Below are 16,171 nucleotides of genomic sequence, written 5' to 3' on the forward strand. Positions count from 1 at the left end.
GACACGTTGATCAAGTTCGCGCGGGGTGAGGGGTCTTTGCTGGATGTGGCGTTCGCTGCGCTGGACTGTATTCCGGGGATGCGGGGGCTGACGACGCTGGGCGGTCTCGCCCGTGGCATCCGCGGTGGTATCGGCGCCGCACGCACCGGACTACGCGGCATCACCCAGGGCGTACGCGGTCTCGGCCAGCGCCTGCGCGGCATGGCGAGGGGCGGCGACGACCTGGTCTGCCGCACCGACCCCGTGGACATGGCCACCGGCGAAGTGGTCATGGACGCGACCGACGTCGAACTCCCCGGCGTCCTCCCGCTGATCCTCACCCGGCACCACCGCAGCAGCATGCGGCAGGGCCGCTGGTTCGGCCCCTCGTGGACCTCGACGCTCGACCAGCGCCTCATCCTCGACGACACCGGCGCACGCCTGGTCACCGAGGACGGCCGCGTCCTCGACTACCCGCGCCCGCTGCCCGGCGCGCCCGTCCTGCCCGTGGAAGGCCCCCGCTGGGAACTGACCTGGGACGGCAGCCCCGCCACCCCCCTGACCGTCCACCGCCACGACACCGGCCGCCTCCTGCGCTTCGCCCCCGTCCCCGGCCGCAGAGGCGGCGAACTGCCCCTCACCGCCATAGCCGACCGCAACGGCAACGAGATCCACATCCACCACGACGATCACGGCGCCCCCACCGACATCGTGCACCACGGCGGCCACCACATCGCCGTCACCACCACCGGCCGCCGCATCACCCGGCTGACGCTGCTCAGCGACCCGGCTCACCCCGTTCTCCTGCGCTACGCCTACGACACCCGCGGCGACCTGTCCGACGTCACCAACACCTCCGGCCTCCCCCTCACCCTCACCTACGACAACCATCACCGCCTCACCGGCTGGTGCGACCGCAACAGCACCTGGTACCGGTACGCGTACGACGACGCCGGCCGCTGCGTGGCCACCACCGGCCAGGACGGCGTCCTCTCCAGCCGCGTCGCCTACGACACCGACGCCCACCGCACCCTTTTCACCGACGCCCTGGGCAACACCACCACGTACCAGTTCGACGACTGCCACCAGCTCCGCACCGTCACCGACCCCCTCGGCAACACCAGTCACCACACCTGGGACCGGTACGACCGGCTCCTCACCCACACCGACGCCCTGGGCCACACCACCGCCTACCGCTACGACGAGTACGGGTCGCTCGCCGCCGTCGTCCGCCCCGACGGGCACCAGGTCACCGTCCGCGCCGACGCACGCGGCCTGCCGGTCGAGGTCACCGACGCGGACGGCACGGTCTGGCGCCGCGCCTACGACGGGCGCGGCAACCGCACCGAACTCGTCAATCCGGCGGGCGACCGCACCACGTACCGCTACGACGGACGCGGCGCCCTCCTCACCGTCACCGGCGCCGACGGCGCCACCACGGCCGTGCGCTGCGACGCCGCGGGACTGCCGGTGGAGGTCACCGACCCGCTCGGCGCCACCACCCACTACCGGCGCGACGCGTTCGGCCGCCCCACGGAGATCACCGACCCGCTGGGCGCCGTCACCCGCCTGACCTGGACACCCGAAGGCCTCCTCGCCCGCCACGAATCCCCGCTCGGCGCCACCATGGCCTGGGAGTGGGACGGCGAGGGCAACTGCACCGCGCACACCGACGAGACCGGCCGCACGACCCGCTTCACATACGGCCCCTTCGACCTCGTCCGCACCCTCACCGAACCGGACGGCTCCCGCTGGGAGTTCCGGTACGACGCGGAGACCCGCCTCACCCAGGCGCGCGGTCCGCACGGCCTGACCTGGGAGTACGCCTACGACGCGGCGGGCCGCCCGTGCGGCGAGACCGACTGGGACGGCCGCCGCGTCGCCTACGAGACAGACGCGGCCGGGCGGCTCGCGGCGCGCGTCAACGCGGCGGGTCAGCGTGTCGCGTACGAGCGGGACGGCCTCGGGCGGCTCGTCGGCAAGACGGGCGACGGCGTGGACGCCGCGTTCGCCTACGACGCCGCCGGGCGCCTCGTCGCCGCCCGGCACGGGGACATCGGCCTCACCCGCACCTACGACCCGCTCGGCCGCACGCTCACCGAGACGGTCGACGGCCGGCGCACCACCCACACGTACGACCCCCTCGGCCGCCCCCTGACCCGCACGACGCCGAGCGGGCACACGAGCGCCTGGCACCGCGACGCGACCGGGCGGCCGGAGCGCCTGGTGACGGCGGGGCGTGTCGTCGCGTTCGACCACGACGCCGCGGGCCGCGAGACGCGGCGGCGCCTCCCGTTCGCGGCGGCCCTCGGGCGCGAGCCGGACGCGGCGGGCACCGTCACCGTCCAGACGCTCACCGGCCCCACCGGCTGGCGCCGAGCGTACGAACACCGCGCGGACCGGCTCCTGACCGCCGTGCGCGACTCACGCGGCGGCACCGCCTCGTTCACCCTCGACGCGGCGGGCCGCGTCACCGCCGTGGACGGACCGGAGGCCACGGAGGGCTACGCGTACGGCACGGCGGGCCGCCTCACCTCCACCGCGCGCACCGCACCCCCGTCCGGCGGCGGGGCCACCGACTACCGGACCGTGACGCTGACCGGCACCCGCGTGGAGCGGGCCGGGGCCGTGCACTACACGTACGACGCGGCGGGCCGCGTCACGCGCCGCCGCCGCAAGCGCCTCTCCGGCGCCGACGAGACCTGGGCGTACGCCTGGGACGCCGAGGACCGCCTCACCTCCGCCACCACCCCGGACGGCACCGTCTGGCGCTATCTGTACGACGCCCTCGGCCGCCGCGTCGCCAAACAACGGCTCGCGGAGGACGGCTCGGTCGCCGAGGAGACCCGCTTCACCTGGGACGACACCACGCTCGTCGAGCAGACTTCGGCGAGCGGCGCCCAACGGACGTCGCTGACCTGGGACTACACCGCCGACGTGCCGCTGGCGCAGACCGAACGCACCTCGGCCGACGACATCGACGGCCGGTTCTACGCCATCGTCACCGACCTGGTGGGCGCTCCCGTCGAACTGCTCGACGACGGCGGCGCGACCGTATGGCGTGCGCGGCGCACCCTCTGGGGCGCCGACGACGGCGCGCCCTCACCCGTACCCCTGCGTTTCCCCGGCCAGTACGCGGACGCCGAGACGCAGTGGTCCTACAACCTGCACCGCCACTACGACCCGGACATCGCCGCCTACACCACCCCCGACCCGCTCGGCCTCACCGCGGCCCCCGACTGCTACGGCTACGTGCCGAACCCCACGGCGTGGACCGACCCCCTCGGACTCATCCCCTGCCGCCTATACCACTACACGGACGAGGACGGCCTCCAGGGCATCCTCGACAGCCAGGAGATGTGGCCCTCCCTGCGCGCCACGAACCCCAAGGACGCCCGCTACGGCGACGGCCAGTACCTCACCGACATCGTCCCCGGCACCCGTACGCTCGGGCAGTTGTCCTACGCGTTCCTGCGCATACCGTGGGCGGGCCGCAGATTCACGCACTACGTCGAGATCAATGTGCAGGGTCTCGACGTCATCCAGGCCGCCGACCGTCCGGACGTCTTCGTGATTCTCAACCAGGGTAATCTCGATCTCACCGGCCGGATTCTCAGCAGCGGGAGGAGCACCTAGGGGTGCGGTACTGGAAGGTCTACTGGCACCACGACTTCACCGCGGAGCCCGTCGCGATCTACAGCGAGATCGGCCCTGACGACGGGGAATCGCGCCGGGTGGAGGAGTTCAGGGGCGGCCGCACAGGGTGGGCGGACGAGCGGCGCGAGCACGGCGGCACGTCGCTGGCGGACGTGCCGTTCGGGGACATCGAAGAAGTGCGGGCGCAGGCTGAATTCACCGCTTTCGTCATTCTCCGCGAGGAATTCGAAGGCGCCTGGAGAAGGGCGACGGGAGAATCCGCGTGAGGGGCGCGGCATGACGGTCGAGGAACGCGAAGGCGACCTCTTCTCCGCCGTCACGCTCGCGGACGCCGACGCCCTCGCGCACGGTGTCAACTGCGCCGGAGCCATGGGCCGCGGCATCGCCGTCGCCTTCCGCGACCGCTGGCCCGCGATGTACGAGGACTACCGCGCGGCGTGCCGCGACGGCCGTCTCGTGCCCGGCGCCGTCCTCCCGTGGCGCGCGCCGGACGGCCTGTGGGTCTACAACCTCGGTACCCAGAAGCACTGGCGCTCCCCGGCACGGCTGCCCGACGTCCGCGCCGCCGTCGCCGCGATGGTGGCGCACGCGGCCGGTCACGGCGTGCGCCGGATCGCCCTGCCACGCGTGGCGGCCGGGCTCGGCGGCCTGCCGTGGGAGGACGTCCGCGCGGCCCTGCACGAGGAATCGGCCACCACGCCGGTCGCGCTGGTGGTCGTCACACCGCCGTAGCCCTCACATCCCCCCGCACGGGAGCGGTGAGCAGCGCCGTGTACGCCTCCTCCGCCACCCGGCCGGGCGGCGTGTCCCCGGGGGCGTGGGCGAGGAACGACGCGGTGTCGCCGGTGTGCAGGACACGGCCCTCGTCCAGGACGGTCACGCTGTCCGCCTCCTCCGCCAGGTCCACGACGTCGTGCGTGGACAGCAGGACGTCCACCTCGTCGCCGAGGCCCGCCAGGACCGTGCGGAAGACCCGCCGCTGCCGGGGGTCCATCCCGGCGGTCGGCTCGTCCAGCAGCAGGACCCGCGCGTCGTGTACCAGGGCGCCCGCAAGGCCGACGCGGCGGAGCTGGCCGCCGGAGAGGCGGGTGGTGCGTTCGTCCGCGCGGTCGGCGAGTTCGACGCGCTCCAGCGCGCGCAGGGACCGGTCCCAGGCGTCGGCGCGCGACATGCCCTTGAGCCAGCCGGTGTACGCGACGTACTCGCGCGCCGTCAGCGACCGCAGCGGCGTGATCGTCTGCGGCATCCACGCCACCGCCGCGCGGTACGCCTTCGAGCCGAACGCGACACCCGCCATGCCCACCGCGCCGCCCGTCGGCGCGATCACCGAGGCGGCGAGCTTCAACAGGGTCGACTTGCCCGCGCCGTTGGGCCCCAGCAGGATCGTCAGGCCGGGCGGTACGCGGTAGTCGAGGCCGGTCAGGACGGGGGCGCGGCGCCATCCGTACCGGTAGGTGCAGGAGGAGAACTCCACCGTCATGACGCGCTCCTTGGGCCGCGCGCGGTGGCGGCCAGTCCGAGTAGGAAGACGACGGCGCTCGCCGCCGCCGCGTGGGGTGCCCCGAGCGGCTCGGGCAGCACGGTCCAGGGGTACGGGTCGTGCCGTCCGTGGAAGCCGAGCATCGCCACGGCCACCGGCCACACCACCGTCGCCATGACCGCCGCCTGCCCGGCGAACGGACGCGCGCACAGGGCGAGTCCGGCGAGGAACGGCGCGTTGCGCGCCGCGCTCAGCACGCCGTCCGAGTCCAGCAGGAGCCCGAGCAGCGCGCACAGCGCGACGGCCGCCGCCATGACCGCCGCGACCAGCCCGGCGTCCCATACGGCGATCCGCCGGCCGCCCGACGCCTCGGGCCCCGGCAGGCGCGAGTCGAGCATCAGCAGGAGCGTCGCAGCCAGCGGGATCGGCGCGTACATCATGAGGACGGTCTCCGCCGCGCCCAGGTTCAGCGACGGCAGCATGGCGGTGCTGTCGCGCAGCAGGACGGCGAGCAGCGCGAGCGACCCGAGACCGGCGGGCACCAGGAGGTGGGCGGCCCGTGCCCTCAGCCAGAGGGGCATCAGGGGCCGGTCCGGCATGCCTCGTCCAACTGCGCGTAGTACCAGGCGAGTTGTTCATCGGGCGGCAGCGTGAGTGCCTCCTCGGCCATCGCGCGCACCTCCTCGACGGACCGCCACGTCTCGGGCACGTGCTCCGCGCTCTCGGGGTAGCCCTCGGCGATGCCCATGCGGGTGAGCAGCCACAGGACGGCCGGTCTGGTGTCGCCCGCCCGCCCGGTGCGGCAGGGCAGGTCCATCGCGTCCCACATGACCACGTAGCGCACATCCCCGCGCCGCTCCGCGCCGGTGAGCCCCATGTGCCAGGTGTCCGCCGTCGAGGGCAGGTGCGCGAAGCCCTCGGACGTCGAGTCGGTGACGAGGCGCGGTGGCGGGGCGAGCCCGATCTCGGCCAGGTCCTCCACGGCGGCGGTCACCTCGGCGCGTACGGCCTCGATGTCGCGGACCGTCGCCTCCGGCATGCAGACCTCGGGGGCGGTGCCCGCGCAGCGCATCGCCACGAGGCTGTGGCGCATCGGCGCTCTGAACCCCCAGTCCCGCGTCATGGACTGGGCGGTCAGCGTGCAGGCCGCCACCAGCGCCACCGCCGCCACCAGCCGTACCGGCAGCCGGCTCACACGGACCCAGAGCAGCGCGACGGCCACGGCGAGGGAGGCGGTCGGCAGGAGCGGCGCGACGACGGACTCGAGCGTGGCGCCCTCGCCGAACTGCGGAGTCGTCCCGAAGTCACCGGAGATGTGTCTGCGCCCGGACGACTCGCCCGTGCCGGACGTCGCGACCGTCAGCCACACCGCCACCGCCATGACCGGCGCCGCGATCACGGGCGGCACGCGCAGCCCGGCCGCGAAGCCGATCACGGCGTGGGCGCAGCACAGGGCCAGCCCGAGGAGCAGCGGCGGGAGGCTGTCGGGGGTGGGCCAGGCGCCGCCCTGGGCCAGGGAGAGGCCCGCCGGGACGAGCAGCATCAGCCAGCCGAGGGCGACGACGGGGAGCAGCGCGTCGGCCGCGACCCGGAAGCGGGAACGGGCCGGTGCCAGCGCCCAGATGCCGCCGCGCCGCAGGCGGCCGCTCTCCCAGGCGCCGAGCGCGGACACCGTGGCGTAGGAGAGGGCGTACGCGGCGTTCAGCGGCCTGACGACCAGCGTCGGCGCGTAGCCGTAGTCGTTGCCGTAGGTCTCCGTCGACGCGTAGTAGAACAGCGTCAGCGCCATCGCGAACGGCATCGTCCACAGCGCGCTGCTGGCACGCCATCGCGTGCGTGTCCTCATGGGCCCCCCAGGGCAGAGCGAACGGCGCGTGGGCAGCGCCGCGTGAGCCGCGTCGTCCCCGTGGCTGGGGTGGGGGGCCGGACGACGAAGCGTCAGATGTTAACCACTCGCGACAGAAAGTGACAAGTTCTTGCCGTTGCTGTGAACAGGCATGCCTGCTCAGCGCGTTGGGGACCCGGGGGCAGGCGGTCAGTAGACCCGCACGCGCCAGCGGTCGGCGGTGTGCCGGGTGCGGGTGGCGGAGTCGGTCATCGTGATGCGGTCGCCGTCCACGGAGGCCACCCAGCCGTAGACCGTGCGGTCCGGCAGATCGACGCGGACCACGTCCTCCTCGCCGATGTCCTGCTCGACGGGCCTCGTCCAGCGCGTGCCGCACTCCGCGCAGTGGTACGCCACCAGCGCCCGCCCGTCCCGTTCGACGGGCTCGCCGGGCGCCGGGTCGTGGCCCAGCCTGCCCCTGCACCGCGCCAGCCGGCGGCGCTCGCGCCATGTCCCCATGGGGCGAGGGTACGGGGCGGCGGGTCTCAGACGGAGAACGAGGCGTACATCCCGTGCCCGTCGCGCTCGGCGGCGCGCGCGATGGTGCGCAACTCGCCGATGACGTCCGCCAGTTCGTTCGGGTCCTCGGGCATCACCCAGTTCTCGGACGCCGCCCAGCGCGCGGCCAGGGGCAGCAGCGCGTCGTCGGCGAGGGCGGACAGGACGGTCACGTCCTCGCCGTGCAGCCGCAGCAGCGGCGCCGTGCCCTCCTCCGGCGGCTCGTCGTCGGCGTAACGGGCCACGCCCTCCTCGGCCGTGAAGTCCTGCCCGCGCGCCAGCGCGCACAACTCGCCGAGCAGCACGACGGGATCGACCCACTTCACCTCGGTCTGCGGCACGCCGGTGCTCTCCGGGCCGTTCACCACGCAGGCGGCGGCCTCGTCGGGCGTGGCGGCGAAGTAGCGGAAGTACTGCCCCATTCCAACCTCCCAGCTCCCCGGGGTGCGGCGGTCCGCGCCGCGTCCATCTCTCCCGGGTGCCCGCATCGCACCGCCTTCACCACATCCGTTTCGCCGGGGGTGGCAGTGGGCGTGACGCCGCCCGCGGGGGCGGCCGGTCCGGGTCAGGCGTCGGCGGTCACCGCGTCCAGCAGCGCGTTGACACGGTCGGCCAGGTCGGGGCCCGGCACGAAGCCCCCGTCGCCGCCGATGTGCTCCGCGATGCCGGGGATCGACACGGTCGGCTCGGCCACCCGCAGCCCGACGCGGCCCAGCACCGGCCGCAGCATCTCCAGCGCCGGCGCGCCGCCGGACGGCCCCGCGCTGTAGCTGACCAGCCCGGCCGGCTTGTCGCGCCACTCGCCGTACAGGGTGTCGATCGCGTTCTTCAGCGGCGCGGTGAAGCCGCCGTTGTACATCGGCATGACGATCACGAACGCGTCGGCCGCCGTCACCGTCGCGCTCCACTCCTTCGTGGACGCGTGGACGTACCGGCCCTCGGAGGGCAGTTCGGGCTCGTCGAGGAGCGGCAGGTCGATGTCGCGCAGGTCGATCAGCTCGGTCGCCAGGTGCGAGCGGGCCTGCGCGAGGCCGGTGATCCAGCGGGCCAGGGGCCGTCCGGCCGATACGTGGCGGGTGCTCGCGGAGAGGACGTGCAGGGTGCGGACCATGGGGGTTCCTTCACTTCTTCCGAGGGGGGTCAGGCGGGTGCGGCGGGCGGCGGCACGGTGAGGCGGCGCAGGGCGAGCTGAGTCAGCGGCCCGATGGCCAGCGCGAACAGCACGGTGCCGACGCCCACCGTCCCGCCCAGCAGCCACCCGGCGGCGACGACGGTGATCTCGATGCCCGTACGCGCGGCCCGGACCGAGACGCCCCGCGCGGCGAGGCCGGTCATCAGCCCGTCGCGCGGCCCGGGGCCGAGGCCGGCGCCGACGTAGAGACCGGTCGCCACCGCGTTCAGCACGATGCCCGACAGCAGCAGCGGCGCGCGCACGGCGAGGGCGTCCGGCTCGGGGAGCAGGGCGAGCGCGGCGTCCGCGACGACGCCGACGACCAGCACGTTCGCGATCGTCCCGACGCCGGGCCGCACGCGCAGCGGTATCCACGCGAGGAGTACGAGCACCCCCACCGCGTTGACGACCCAGCCGAACGGCACGCCGGTGCTGTCGGCGACGCCCTGGTGCAGGACGTCCCACGACGGGACCCCGAGCCCGGCCGACAGCATCAGCGCCACGCTGACGCCGAAGAGCACGAGCCCGCCGAAGAGGCGCGCTGTTTGTTGACGTGTCACGCAAGCAGCGTACGGCGGGATAGGTGACATGTCAACTAGGTCGGGCGTACGCTTGTCCCGTGACTTCCTCCCCCCGCTGGCTGACCCCCGAGGAGCAGAGCGCCTGGCAGGCGTACCGCCGCATGACGCTCCTGCTCAACGCCCGCATCTCCCGCGAGCTCGCCGACGACTGCGGCCTCTCCGACCCCGACTACGACGTCCTGTCCACCCTGGGCGAGAGCGCCGACAGCCGCCGCAGGGTCAACGAACTGGCCGACCGCATGCTGTGGTCCCGCAGCCGCCTCTCCCACCACCTGACCCGCATGCAGCAGCGCGGCCTCATCGCCCGCGAGCACTGCGTGGACGACGGCCGGGGCGCCGTCGTCGTCCTGACCGGCGAGGGCCGCCGGAAGCTGGAGCAGGCCGCGGCGGGCCACGTGGAGGCCGTCCGCCGCCACTTCATCGACCTCCTCACCCCCGAGGAGATCACAGCCTTCACCACCATCGGCGACAAGATCACCACCCACCTCACCACCCCCGACCCGGCCTGATCCCCCACCGGGTCGGTACGTGGAGCCGGTCGCCGGACGGCGCCAGCCGGGTGTGCCAGGCCGTCAGAGCCGGCCGGCCGAGCGCGGTCCACCGAGCGGCGTGCCGTACCACGTCGTCGGCGAGCCGCCGCGCGCCGGACGACGGCAGGAGGGTGCCGTCCGGCCGGAGGTAGACGGCGGCCGGCGGCTCCCCGGGGCTGGTGAGCGCGCACCCGGCGTGGGCGCCCCCGGCGCAGGTGGTCCTGCCGTCGTGGAGAGCGAGGTAGAGCCACAGGTCGATGTAACTGCTGTGCGGATCGAGTTCGGCGACGGTGCGCGCGGCGGCCGGGTCGGGCTCCGGCAGGGCCGTGCCGCTGGCCGAGGGGGAAGGGGCGGCGCGCTCGTACAGGGCGCCGGTGGCGGCCATGAAGTCGGCGGAGGCCAGGAGTACGGCCCGGGGCTGTCCGCCGTCGATGGTGACCCGGGTCAGGGGGTGCAGTCCGCCGAGAGCCAGCGGGGCGACGATGACGCCTCCGGGGGCGAGCTGTCGCAGCCAGGCCGTCGCGATCCCCGCCACTCCGCAGGTGACCGCGATCCGGTCGTAGGGGCCGCCGTCCCGACGGCCGGCCAACCCGTCGCCGGTGTGGACGGTGACGCCGGTCGTGCCCGTCGCGGCCAGGGCGGACCTGGCCTCGTCGGCGACGACTGCCGACGCCTCGACCGTGACGACGGGCGCTCCGGTGATGTGGCGGACGAGGGCGGCGTTGTATCCCGTGCCGCTGCCGATCTCCAGGACCCGGTGACCGGGCTGGAGATCCGCCGCGTCCAGCATCCTGGTCACGACGGACGGTTGTGACGCGCTGGAGTACGTCCTGGCCGCGTCGCCCGGCAGGTGGGTCATGATGCCCCGGTTGGCGTAGGCCAGGTCCAGCAACTCGGCGGTGGGGGCCGCCGGATCGGCGGCGATCCGCGTACCACCGGAGTAGTAACCGGGGATGAAGGCATGGCGCGGCACGGCGGCGACGGCACGGCCCACCGCTTCGCTCCGCACGGCCCCCTCCCCGCGAAGGGAGGCGACGAGCGCGGCTGCGCGCGGACGCCAGCCATCAGTAACGGTCACATGTGCTCCCAAGGGTGATGGAAACGGACGGGTACATACATGCGGCGCGGATCGGCGGGCTCGCCCGCAGGCTGTCCTTCCCCCTCGACCCACGCGTGCACCATCGCGGTTCCGGGACGGACGCCGACGACCAGCACGGGCACAGCGCCGTATGTGGCGCGGCAGTACAGCAGGGCGGCGAGCGACCGGGGCAGGCAGGCGCTGGTGCCTCCCAGAGCCAGCCGGACACTTACGACGGCCGCGACGGCATGCGCGGCCTGACCCCATGTCGCGGGCCGGGCTCCTAGCATCACGGCGCGGACGACACGCTCCGGGTGTCGCGCACACCGGGTGGCCACGACAGCGGCCCCCCACGCGCGTAACCGCTGGCGGGGGGTGAGGCCGATACGGGGCGGCAGCGCGACCGGATGGCTCACCGGACCACCCCGGCTTGACGCAGGGGCGCCAGACAATGGGCGAGGTCCGCCCGCAACCGCTCACGGGGTATGTGCGGCCACCGGCGGAGCAGCGCGTCCTCGGCGGCAGTTGCCGATCCCCCTTCCACGAGGGCGGCCAGTGCGGTGGCCGCCGGGGCGTTGAGCAGCCACACGCTGCCGTCGCCGGTCACCAGAGTGGCCCGCCCGCTGGCGGGGTCCGCGACCCATCGGACGTCGGCGGCGATCATCCGTCCTCCCGCGAATGGAGATGGCGGCCCAGGGCGCCGCGCGCCCAGACCTCGGCCTGGAGCGTCAGCGCGACCAGGAGGTCGTCAGGGCCGCCGTCGCCCCACTGCGCGAGGGGCGCTGTCAGCGGGCCGGGGTCCACCAGGCCCAGCTCCACTAGAACGCTGCTTCCTTCCAGCAGCTCAACGGCCGCACGCCGGTGCTGGCGTGCCGCGAGGTCGTCCCCGGCGCCGTAGCCGCTCTTGGTGCGACGGGTCAGGGATACGTCCGGCACGATGCCGCGCATCGCGGCCCGCAGCAGCGGGCGGACTTCGAACGGTGACGTGCGTTCTTCGGCACGGCAGCCCAGCACCGCCTCGATCACCTGGCGGTCGGCGAAGGGGTATCCGATCCGGAGGTCCGTTCTGGCGAGGGCGGCGGCGGCCTGGAGCCGGTTGAGCCTCGCCATGGCACGGACCGCCGCTACGGCGGTGTGCTGGTGCGGCCGGTCGTGCAGGGGGAGAGGTCCCGCCTGGGCAAGGGCCTGTTGCAGCGCGTCGCGGCCCTGCTGGGACAGCCACCGGGGAAGCATCGGTGGGGCCTCCCAGCCAGGCGTGCTCCTGCGCCGTGGGCTCAGCGACAGTGCGAGCCAGCGCTCGTAGGGTCCTGGGTGTGCCGCCTGCACGCGGAGCCGGGCCGGGGGTGCGTTCCACAGCGCCGCCCAGCCCACCAGATGCGCACGGGCAACCAGACGGTTGCGCCGCCGGGCGTGGTGCAGATACGGAAGCGCGGTCAGCATCACCTCGTCGCCGCCTTTTCCGCTCAGCAGCAAACGCGCACCGGTACGGGCGACTGTGCGCCACCAGCCCACCGACCGCCGAGGCGACAGCCCTGTCGGGCCTGGCGCATCCATCGGCAGTACGTCGCCGAGGCCGTCGAGAGGGGCGGCGATGACCTCGGGACCTGCCAGGTGGTGCCGGGCTTCCGGCATTGCCGCAGCGGCGAGTTCCGCCCAGTGCACGTCGTCGGTCGGATCCGCTGCTGCGCCACGGGTGAACAGTTCCACGCGCGCACCGCACTGTCCGTAGGCGATCGAGGCGAGTGACGTGCTGTCCATGCCGCCCGACAGCTCGCATCCCACCGTTCCCCGGTCCGGTACCCGGACTGCGACCGCCCGTTTCAGGGCCGCCCGCAGAGCTGTAGCGGCCTCCCGCACAGGCAGTTCGTCGTCCGGAGGTGTCCACCACCTGCGGGAGGTGATCCGGCCGTCGCCGTCGATCCGCACCGACGACCCCGGCGGAACGCTGCTCACCCTGGTGAAAGCGCTCGCGCCGGACTCGGAGAGGGCCAGGGGCGCCACCGGCGAAAGGAGTGCCGACGCCAGGAAACCGGTGTCCGGCCGACCGTCACCCAGCGCTCCTGCCAGCACCGCAGCGTCGGACCCCACCACCGGGCAGTCGTCGATCCGTGCGGTGAACGCCTGCCGGATGCCCGCCACGTCTCCCGCCACCCATGATCCACCCGCCACGACAGCGATCGCGTGGTAGCAACCGCTGAATACCGTCAGGACGTCTTCCGGCGCATGCCCCCGGGAAATCAGCCCCGCCACCCGGATCAGCTCTCCGGCCGACGCGTCATGGTCGCCGCACAGCATGACGCCCACGTCCCGCCCGTTCGCCATGGACAACGGCCGTGCGGCGCGGCCGACAACCACGATGTCCCGGCCGAGCCGGCCAAGGAGCCCGCTGCCCGGATCGGCGGCTTCCAGCGCACGACGGGCTCGCGGTGCTGCCGGGTGCCGACCCGGCAGCACCGCGAACCATTCAGCGGATGGAACCGACACAACCGCTGCCTTCTGGCTTGTACTTGGTGGTCCAGTAGTCGCCGTCGTCCGACTCGCCGTCGCTGTAGCTGCCGGCGGCCAGCTCGGTCAGCGTGCCTATCCGGGTGGCACTCGGCGGCTCGTACTCCTCGCTCGTTCCCTGCTCCATGCCGCGCTCTCCTCAGCGGTTGACATCCCGGCACCGGAAGTCGGCACCGCAGACACCCTCCACTGTGACCGTCGATGCGCGGTGAGTGAATCTTCAGGGCGTATCAGTCCACCTCCCGATACGGCGCCGGGTGATACGGGACGTAGCAGTCATGTATCAGCGGACGCCCACCGCCGTGCCCAGGATCGCTGCCAGCTTCCGCATCTTCGACGTGGTGGCGTTGCTTGAGCCGACCTTCTGTGCGATGACACCGGGAAGGCCCTGGTGCCGTGCCCACCCGGGGGCGGAAGAGCACACGTCGAGCAGGGTGTCCAGGGCAGCGTCCGGCTGGCGGGTGTCGGCCTGAGCCAGTGCCACGTCGAGCAGCAGGCGGTGACGCGCCGAGGGGGTGAGGGCCGACGTGTCGCCGATCTCCCTGTAGAGACTCAGAGCCTTGGCCGGACGCCCGGAGGACACGCTGATGCCGATTGCCTGTGCGTTCACCGTGGCCGGCCCGAAGGCCGTCCCGTTGACGGCGACATCACGGCCCATCCGCGCAGCGACCGCCCTGCCGTGCGAAAGCATGTCCTCGGCGGTGTCCACGTCTCCCGACCTGGCCGCCACAACGGCGCCGAACGTGACGTGCCACCCGTAGGTCGCGAGATGCGCGGCGTCCCGGTCGCTGTAGCGTGGCTCGATCGTTTCGAACGAATGCCTGGCCGCTACCGCAGCCTGGTCCAGCCGGGAATCCCGAAGACAGATCCAGGACCTCCCCGACGCGATCATGGCCTCCCGCACGATGTCGCCGGAGCGCTCGGCCTGGGCTTGCGCGTGCCCGATGCCCGCGTAGGCGAGGTCCCGGGCACCGAACTGATTCGCCACGTAGGCGGCCAGCCGATATGCGTCGGCGAGCAGCCCCCGTGCCGCTCCTTCCTCCCCCGGGCGTGCCCCTCCCACGGCAACCGCCGTCTCTCTCAGCGCCGGAGCGACCCGTGTTCCGGCGCCGATGAAGTCACCGGCGCGATAGCGCTCCCAGGCGGAGGCCAGCCCGAGCGCCACCTCCCGGGGCGCGATGGGCTCCACGTCGAGACCGACTCCGACCGCCGTGTCGTGAACGGCCGTGGACAGTTCCCGCAGCATCGCGCGATCTCCTCCACGCATCGCCCGCCGGGGCGCCTGCTGCCCGAGGATCACCGACACGTCCGTGTGCAGTGCCGACGAGATGCGCATCAGCGTCGTGAGGCTGACGCCCAGATCCCGCTCGGCCTTGCGGATCGTCGCGACCGATACTCCTGCGGCTTCGGCCAGTTGCTCCTGCGTCAGCTCCGCGCCCCGCAGCAGCTTGATGCGCTCGCCGTCCGAGTAGCCACTCCACTGCACCATGCAGTCCTCCTGCCCGAGGGTCGCCGTCCTCGCAAGGTACCCGCTGAACCGACCCCGGCGGGATGGACGGTCGACTCGGTGCGGACTGCTGATCGGTGAGTGGGGCCGGTGTGGTGGGAGTGTCTGTGGTGCGGGGGCGGCCACGATGCGTTGGAGAACGCCGGTACTCACCCGTGCGTCGCCGTGGGCGACATCGGCGGCCCGGACGCGGCGCCGTCGCGGACGGATTGAGCCTGCTGCACCGCATGGATCTGTACCGTCAGGTCGATGGAGTTGGCGGCCACGCGCCACGTCGCGCCCCCTGCGACCGCCGGAGCGGCGTGGGACAACAGGCCCACGTGGGACAACTGGGCGAAGAGCCCGGCCCCCTTCGACAACCGACCGACCTGGGACAACTGGAACAAGAAGAAGTAGCCGTGCCGCCGGCGGCGCCCTGGGGTGCCGGCGACCGAGTCACCGCGCCGAAAGGCTTTTGATGGACACGCGCACGATCCGCCGTACCAGCGTTGCTCTGCCCGCCCTGGACGAGCCGGGCCTCCGCCTCTCCCACGTCACCTCGCTGGAGAGCAGCCGTGGCCGCGTGGCGGAGTTCCACTACGCCGACGCCGATCTCAGGACCCTTGACCTGGCTGACACCCACCTGCTGGACGGGCGGATCACCGGCCTCAGGGCCCCGCGCGCCCGGCTGGAGGGTCTTCGCGTCGACTCCCTGGAACTCTCCGGCTGCGAGCTGGCCTCCTTGCAGTGGACCGACAGCAAGCTGTCCCGTGTCGTCTTCCGCGACTGCAAGCTGATGGGCGCCGCCCTCGAAGACGTCACACTCGACAACGTCCTGTTCGAGAACTGCAAGCTCGACTACAGCACCCTCACCCGGCTCCGGGCCGCCGGACCCGTGATCTTCACCGGATGTTCCCTGCGAGAAACCGCCTTCTCCGCCGCCGACCTCGGCGCTGCCATGTTCGACGAATGCGACCTGCGACTGACCGAGTTCGACGGCGGGAGCTACCGGGGCACGGACTTCCGGGGCAACGACCTCTCCCACGTTCGCGGTCTCGCCTCCCTCAAGCGGATCATCATCGACCGGGCCCAGACACTGCAGATGGCCGAAGCCCTCACCGCGGAGCTGGACGTCACGTTCGGCGAAGCCCTGGACGACAGGTAGTCCCGCACGTGCCCGGGGACGCACGGCATGGGCCCGCGACTCGTCTTCGGCACCTTCCGCGACATACGCGGCCGGTGTGACGTCGTTCCGGTCCGGTCTGCCGACGGGGGCCGACCACGACGACGGCGTCTTGGTCCCGCTCGCGTTTCCGGTGGA

The 16,171-nt window shown here is 73.1% G+C and carries 19 protein-coding genes; 6 read left to right on the top strand and 13 right to left on the bottom strand.

The genetic code is table 11. The features are described 5' to 3' along the window. Nucleotides 1-78 precede the first annotated feature (78 nt). From ACIBPC_RS00005 to ACIBPC_RS00015, 3 genes are read left to right on the top strand one after another with little or no spacing between them, the layout of a single operon-like run. Entirely contained in the window at nucleotides 79-3,615 is a 3,537-nt protein-coding gene (locus ACIBPC_RS00005) for an HYD1 signature containing ADP-ribosyltransferase family protein (protein ID WP_398840150.1), read from the top strand. Between the two features lie 2 nt (nucleotides 3,616-3,617). Then, nucleotides 3,618-3,902, top strand: a complete 285-nt coding sequence (locus tag ACIBPC_RS00010) for a DUF6881 domain-containing protein (protein ID WP_362966338.1) — start codon at nucleotides 3,618-3,620, stop codon at nucleotides 3,900-3,902. 10 nt (nucleotides 3,903-3,912) lie between these two features. Beyond that, on the top strand, nucleotides 3,913-4,368 hold the full coding sequence (locus ACIBPC_RS00015) for a macro domain-containing protein (protein WP_398840152.1): 456 nt from the start codon (nucleotides 3,913-3,915) through the stop codon (nucleotides 4,366-4,368). Here ACIBPC_RS00015 and ACIBPC_RS00020 read toward each other — a convergent pair. From ACIBPC_RS00020 to ACIBPC_RS00050, 7 genes are all read right to left on the bottom strand, one after another. Then, on the bottom strand, nucleotides 4,355-5,116 hold the full coding sequence (locus ACIBPC_RS00020) for an ATP-binding cassette domain-containing protein (protein WP_398840154.1): 762 nt from the start codon (nucleotides 5,114-5,116) through the stop codon (nucleotides 4,355-4,357). The two genes, ACIBPC_RS00015 and ACIBPC_RS00020, sit on opposite strands and share 14 nt — an antisense overlap. Next, entirely contained in the window at nucleotides 5,113-5,715 is a 603-nt protein-coding gene (locus tag ACIBPC_RS00025) for a hypothetical protein (RefSeq protein WP_398840155.1), read from the bottom strand. Before ACIBPC_RS00025 ends, ACIBPC_RS00020 begins: the two co-directional genes overlap by 4 nt. After that, the gene (locus ACIBPC_RS00030) at nucleotides 5,697-6,962 is read right to left on the bottom strand and encodes a hypothetical protein (protein WP_398840157.1); all 1,266 of its coding nucleotides are present in this window, start codon (nucleotides 6,960-6,962) and stop codon (nucleotides 5,697-5,699) included. Before ACIBPC_RS00030 ends, ACIBPC_RS00025 begins: the two co-directional genes overlap by 19 nt. A 189-nt stretch (nucleotides 6,963-7,151) precedes the next feature. After that, the gene (locus ACIBPC_RS00035; RefSeq protein WP_362966328.1) at nucleotides 7,152-7,460 is read right to left on the bottom strand and encodes a hypothetical protein; all 309 of its coding nucleotides are present in this window, start codon (nucleotides 7,458-7,460) and stop codon (nucleotides 7,152-7,154) included. Between the two features lie 26 nt (nucleotides 7,461-7,486). Continuing rightward, nucleotides 7,487-7,921 carry a hypothetical protein gene (locus ACIBPC_RS00040; RefSeq protein ID WP_362966325.1) on the bottom strand — a complete coding sequence of 145 codons (435 nt, stop codon included), beginning with the start codon at nucleotides 7,919-7,921 and terminating at the stop codon, nucleotides 7,487-7,489. 143 nt (nucleotides 7,922-8,064) lie between these two features. Continuing rightward, nucleotides 8,065-8,610: an NADPH-dependent FMN reductase gene (locus ACIBPC_RS00045; RefSeq protein WP_398840158.1), complete on the bottom strand. Its 546-nt coding sequence runs from the start codon at nucleotides 8,608-8,610 to the stop codon at nucleotides 8,065-8,067. Nucleotides 8,611-8,639: 29 nt separating this feature from the next. After that, a complete protein-coding gene (locus tag ACIBPC_RS00050; RefSeq protein WP_398840160.1) occupies nucleotides 8,640-9,260 on the bottom strand; it encodes a YitT family protein in 621 nt (206 codons plus the stop codon). 29 nt (nucleotides 9,261-9,289) lie between these two features. Here ACIBPC_RS00050 and ACIBPC_RS00055 point away from each other — a divergent pair, with 29 nt between their 5' ends. Then, nucleotides 9,290-9,760, top strand: a complete 471-nt coding sequence (locus tag ACIBPC_RS00055) for a MarR family transcriptional regulator (protein ID WP_362966319.1) — start codon at nucleotides 9,290-9,292, stop codon at nucleotides 9,758-9,760. Here ACIBPC_RS00055 and ACIBPC_RS00060 read toward each other — a convergent pair. From ACIBPC_RS00060 to ACIBPC_RS00085, 6 genes are all read right to left on the bottom strand, one after another. Beyond that, nucleotides 9,738-10,952 carry a protein-L-isoaspartate O-methyltransferase gene (locus ACIBPC_RS00060; RefSeq protein WP_398840161.1) on the bottom strand — a complete coding sequence of 405 codons (1,215 nt, stop codon included), beginning with the start codon at nucleotides 10,950-10,952 and terminating at the stop codon, nucleotides 9,738-9,740. The genes ACIBPC_RS00055 and ACIBPC_RS00060 overlap by 23 nt on opposite strands. Continuing rightward, nucleotides 10,856-11,275 carry a lasso peptide biosynthesis B2 protein gene (locus tag ACIBPC_RS00065; RefSeq protein ID WP_398840163.1) on the bottom strand — a complete coding sequence of 140 codons (420 nt, stop codon included), beginning with the start codon at nucleotides 11,273-11,275 and terminating at the stop codon, nucleotides 10,856-10,858. Before ACIBPC_RS00065 ends, ACIBPC_RS00060 begins: the two co-directional genes overlap by 97 nt. Next, a complete protein-coding gene (locus ACIBPC_RS00070) occupies nucleotides 11,272-11,523 on the bottom strand; it encodes a hypothetical protein (protein WP_398840164.1) in 252 nt (83 codons plus the stop codon). The genes ACIBPC_RS00065 and ACIBPC_RS00070 overlap by 4 nt, the downstream gene beginning before the upstream one ends. Then, the gene (locus tag ACIBPC_RS00075; RefSeq protein ID WP_398840166.1) at nucleotides 11,520-13,343 is read right to left on the bottom strand and encodes an asparagine synthase-related protein; all 1,824 of its coding nucleotides are present in this window, start codon (nucleotides 13,341-13,343) and stop codon (nucleotides 11,520-11,522) included. Before ACIBPC_RS00075 ends, ACIBPC_RS00070 begins: the two co-directional genes overlap by 4 nt. Then, on the bottom strand, nucleotides 13,324-13,491 hold the full coding sequence (locus ACIBPC_RS00080; RefSeq protein ID WP_398840168.1) for a hypothetical protein: 168 nt from the start codon (nucleotides 13,489-13,491) through the stop codon (nucleotides 13,324-13,326). Before ACIBPC_RS00080 ends, ACIBPC_RS00075 begins: the two co-directional genes overlap by 20 nt. Before the next feature lie 156 nt (nucleotides 13,492-13,647). Beyond that, nucleotides 13,648-14,853, bottom strand: coding sequence for a helix-turn-helix domain-containing protein (locus ACIBPC_RS00085; RefSeq protein WP_398840170.1), 1,206 nt, complete (start codon nucleotides 14,851-14,853; stop codon nucleotides 13,648-13,650). A gap of 267 nt (nucleotides 14,854-15,120) precedes the next feature. Between ACIBPC_RS00085 and amcA the strand changes: the two genes are divergently transcribed. Then, nucleotides 15,121-15,267, top strand: a complete 147-nt coding sequence (amcA, locus tag ACIBPC_RS00090; protein ID WP_398840171.1) for a multiple cyclophane-containing RiPP AmcA — start codon at nucleotides 15,121-15,123, stop codon at nucleotides 15,265-15,267. Between the two features lie 61 nt (nucleotides 15,268-15,328). After that, on the top strand, nucleotides 15,329-16,015 hold the full coding sequence (locus tag ACIBPC_RS00095; RefSeq protein ID WP_398840173.1) for a pentapeptide repeat-containing protein: 687 nt from the start codon (nucleotides 15,329-15,331) through the stop codon (nucleotides 16,013-16,015). Nucleotides 16,016-16,171 lie beyond the last annotated feature (156 nt).

The organism is Streptomyces sp. NPDC049879 (assembly GCF_044461265.1).
GTDB lineage: Bacteria > Actinomycetota > Actinomycetes > Streptomycetales > Streptomycetaceae > Streptomyces.

Excerpts from the sequence above, each read along its gene's own strand:
- ACIBPC_RS00005 (WP_398840150.1), top strand. The coding sequence starts at position 79 with ATGCGGGGGCTGACGACGCTGGGCGGTCTCGCCCGTGGCATCCGCGGT.
- ACIBPC_RS00015 (WP_398840152.1), top strand. The coding sequence starts at position 3,913 with ATGACGGTCGAGGAACGCGAAGGCGACCTCTTCTCCGCCGTCACGCTC.
- ACIBPC_RS00020 (WP_398840154.1), bottom strand. The coding sequence starts at position 5,116 with ATGACGGTGGAGTTCTCCTCCTGCACCTACCGGTACGGATGGCGCCGC.
- ACIBPC_RS00025 (WP_398840155.1), bottom strand. The coding sequence starts at position 5,715 with ATGCCGGACCGGCCCCTGATGCCCCTCTGGCTGAGGGCACGGGCCGCC.
- ACIBPC_RS00030 (WP_398840157.1), bottom strand. The coding sequence starts at position 6,962 with ATGAGGACACGCACGCGATGGCGTGCCAGCAGCGCGCTGTGGACGATG.
- ACIBPC_RS00035 (WP_362966328.1), bottom strand. The coding sequence starts at position 7,460 with ATGGGGACATGGCGCGAGCGCCGCCGGCTGGCGCGGTGCAGGGGCAGG.
- ACIBPC_RS00040 (WP_362966325.1), bottom strand. The coding sequence starts at position 7,921 with ATGGGGCAGTACTTCCGCTACTTCGCCGCCACGCCCGACGAGGCCGCC.
- ACIBPC_RS00045 (WP_398840158.1), bottom strand. The coding sequence starts at position 8,610 with ATGGTCCGCACCCTGCACGTCCTCTCCGCGAGCACCCGCCACGTATCG.
- ACIBPC_RS00050 (WP_398840160.1), bottom strand. The coding sequence starts at position 9,260 with ATGTCACCTATCCCGCCGTACGCTGCTTGCGTGACACGTCAACAAACA.
- ACIBPC_RS00070 (WP_398840164.1), bottom strand. The coding sequence starts at position 11,523 with ATGATCGCCGCCGACGTCCGATGGGTCGCGGACCCCGCCAGCGGGCGG.
- ACIBPC_RS00080 (WP_398840168.1), bottom strand. The coding sequence starts at position 13,491 with ATGGAGCAGGGAACGAGCGAGGAGTACGAGCCGCCGAGTGCCACCCGG.
- ACIBPC_RS00085 (WP_398840170.1), bottom strand. The coding sequence starts at position 14,853 with ATGGTGCAGTGGAGTGGCTACTCGGACGGCGAGCGCATCAAGCTGCTG.
- amcA (WP_398840171.1), top strand. The coding sequence starts at position 15,121 with ATGGAGTTGGCGGCCACGCGCCACGTCGCGCCCCCTGCGACCGCCGGA.
- ACIBPC_RS00095 (WP_398840173.1), top strand. The coding sequence starts at position 15,329 with ATGGACACGCGCACGATCCGCCGTACCAGCGTTGCTCTGCCCGCCCTG.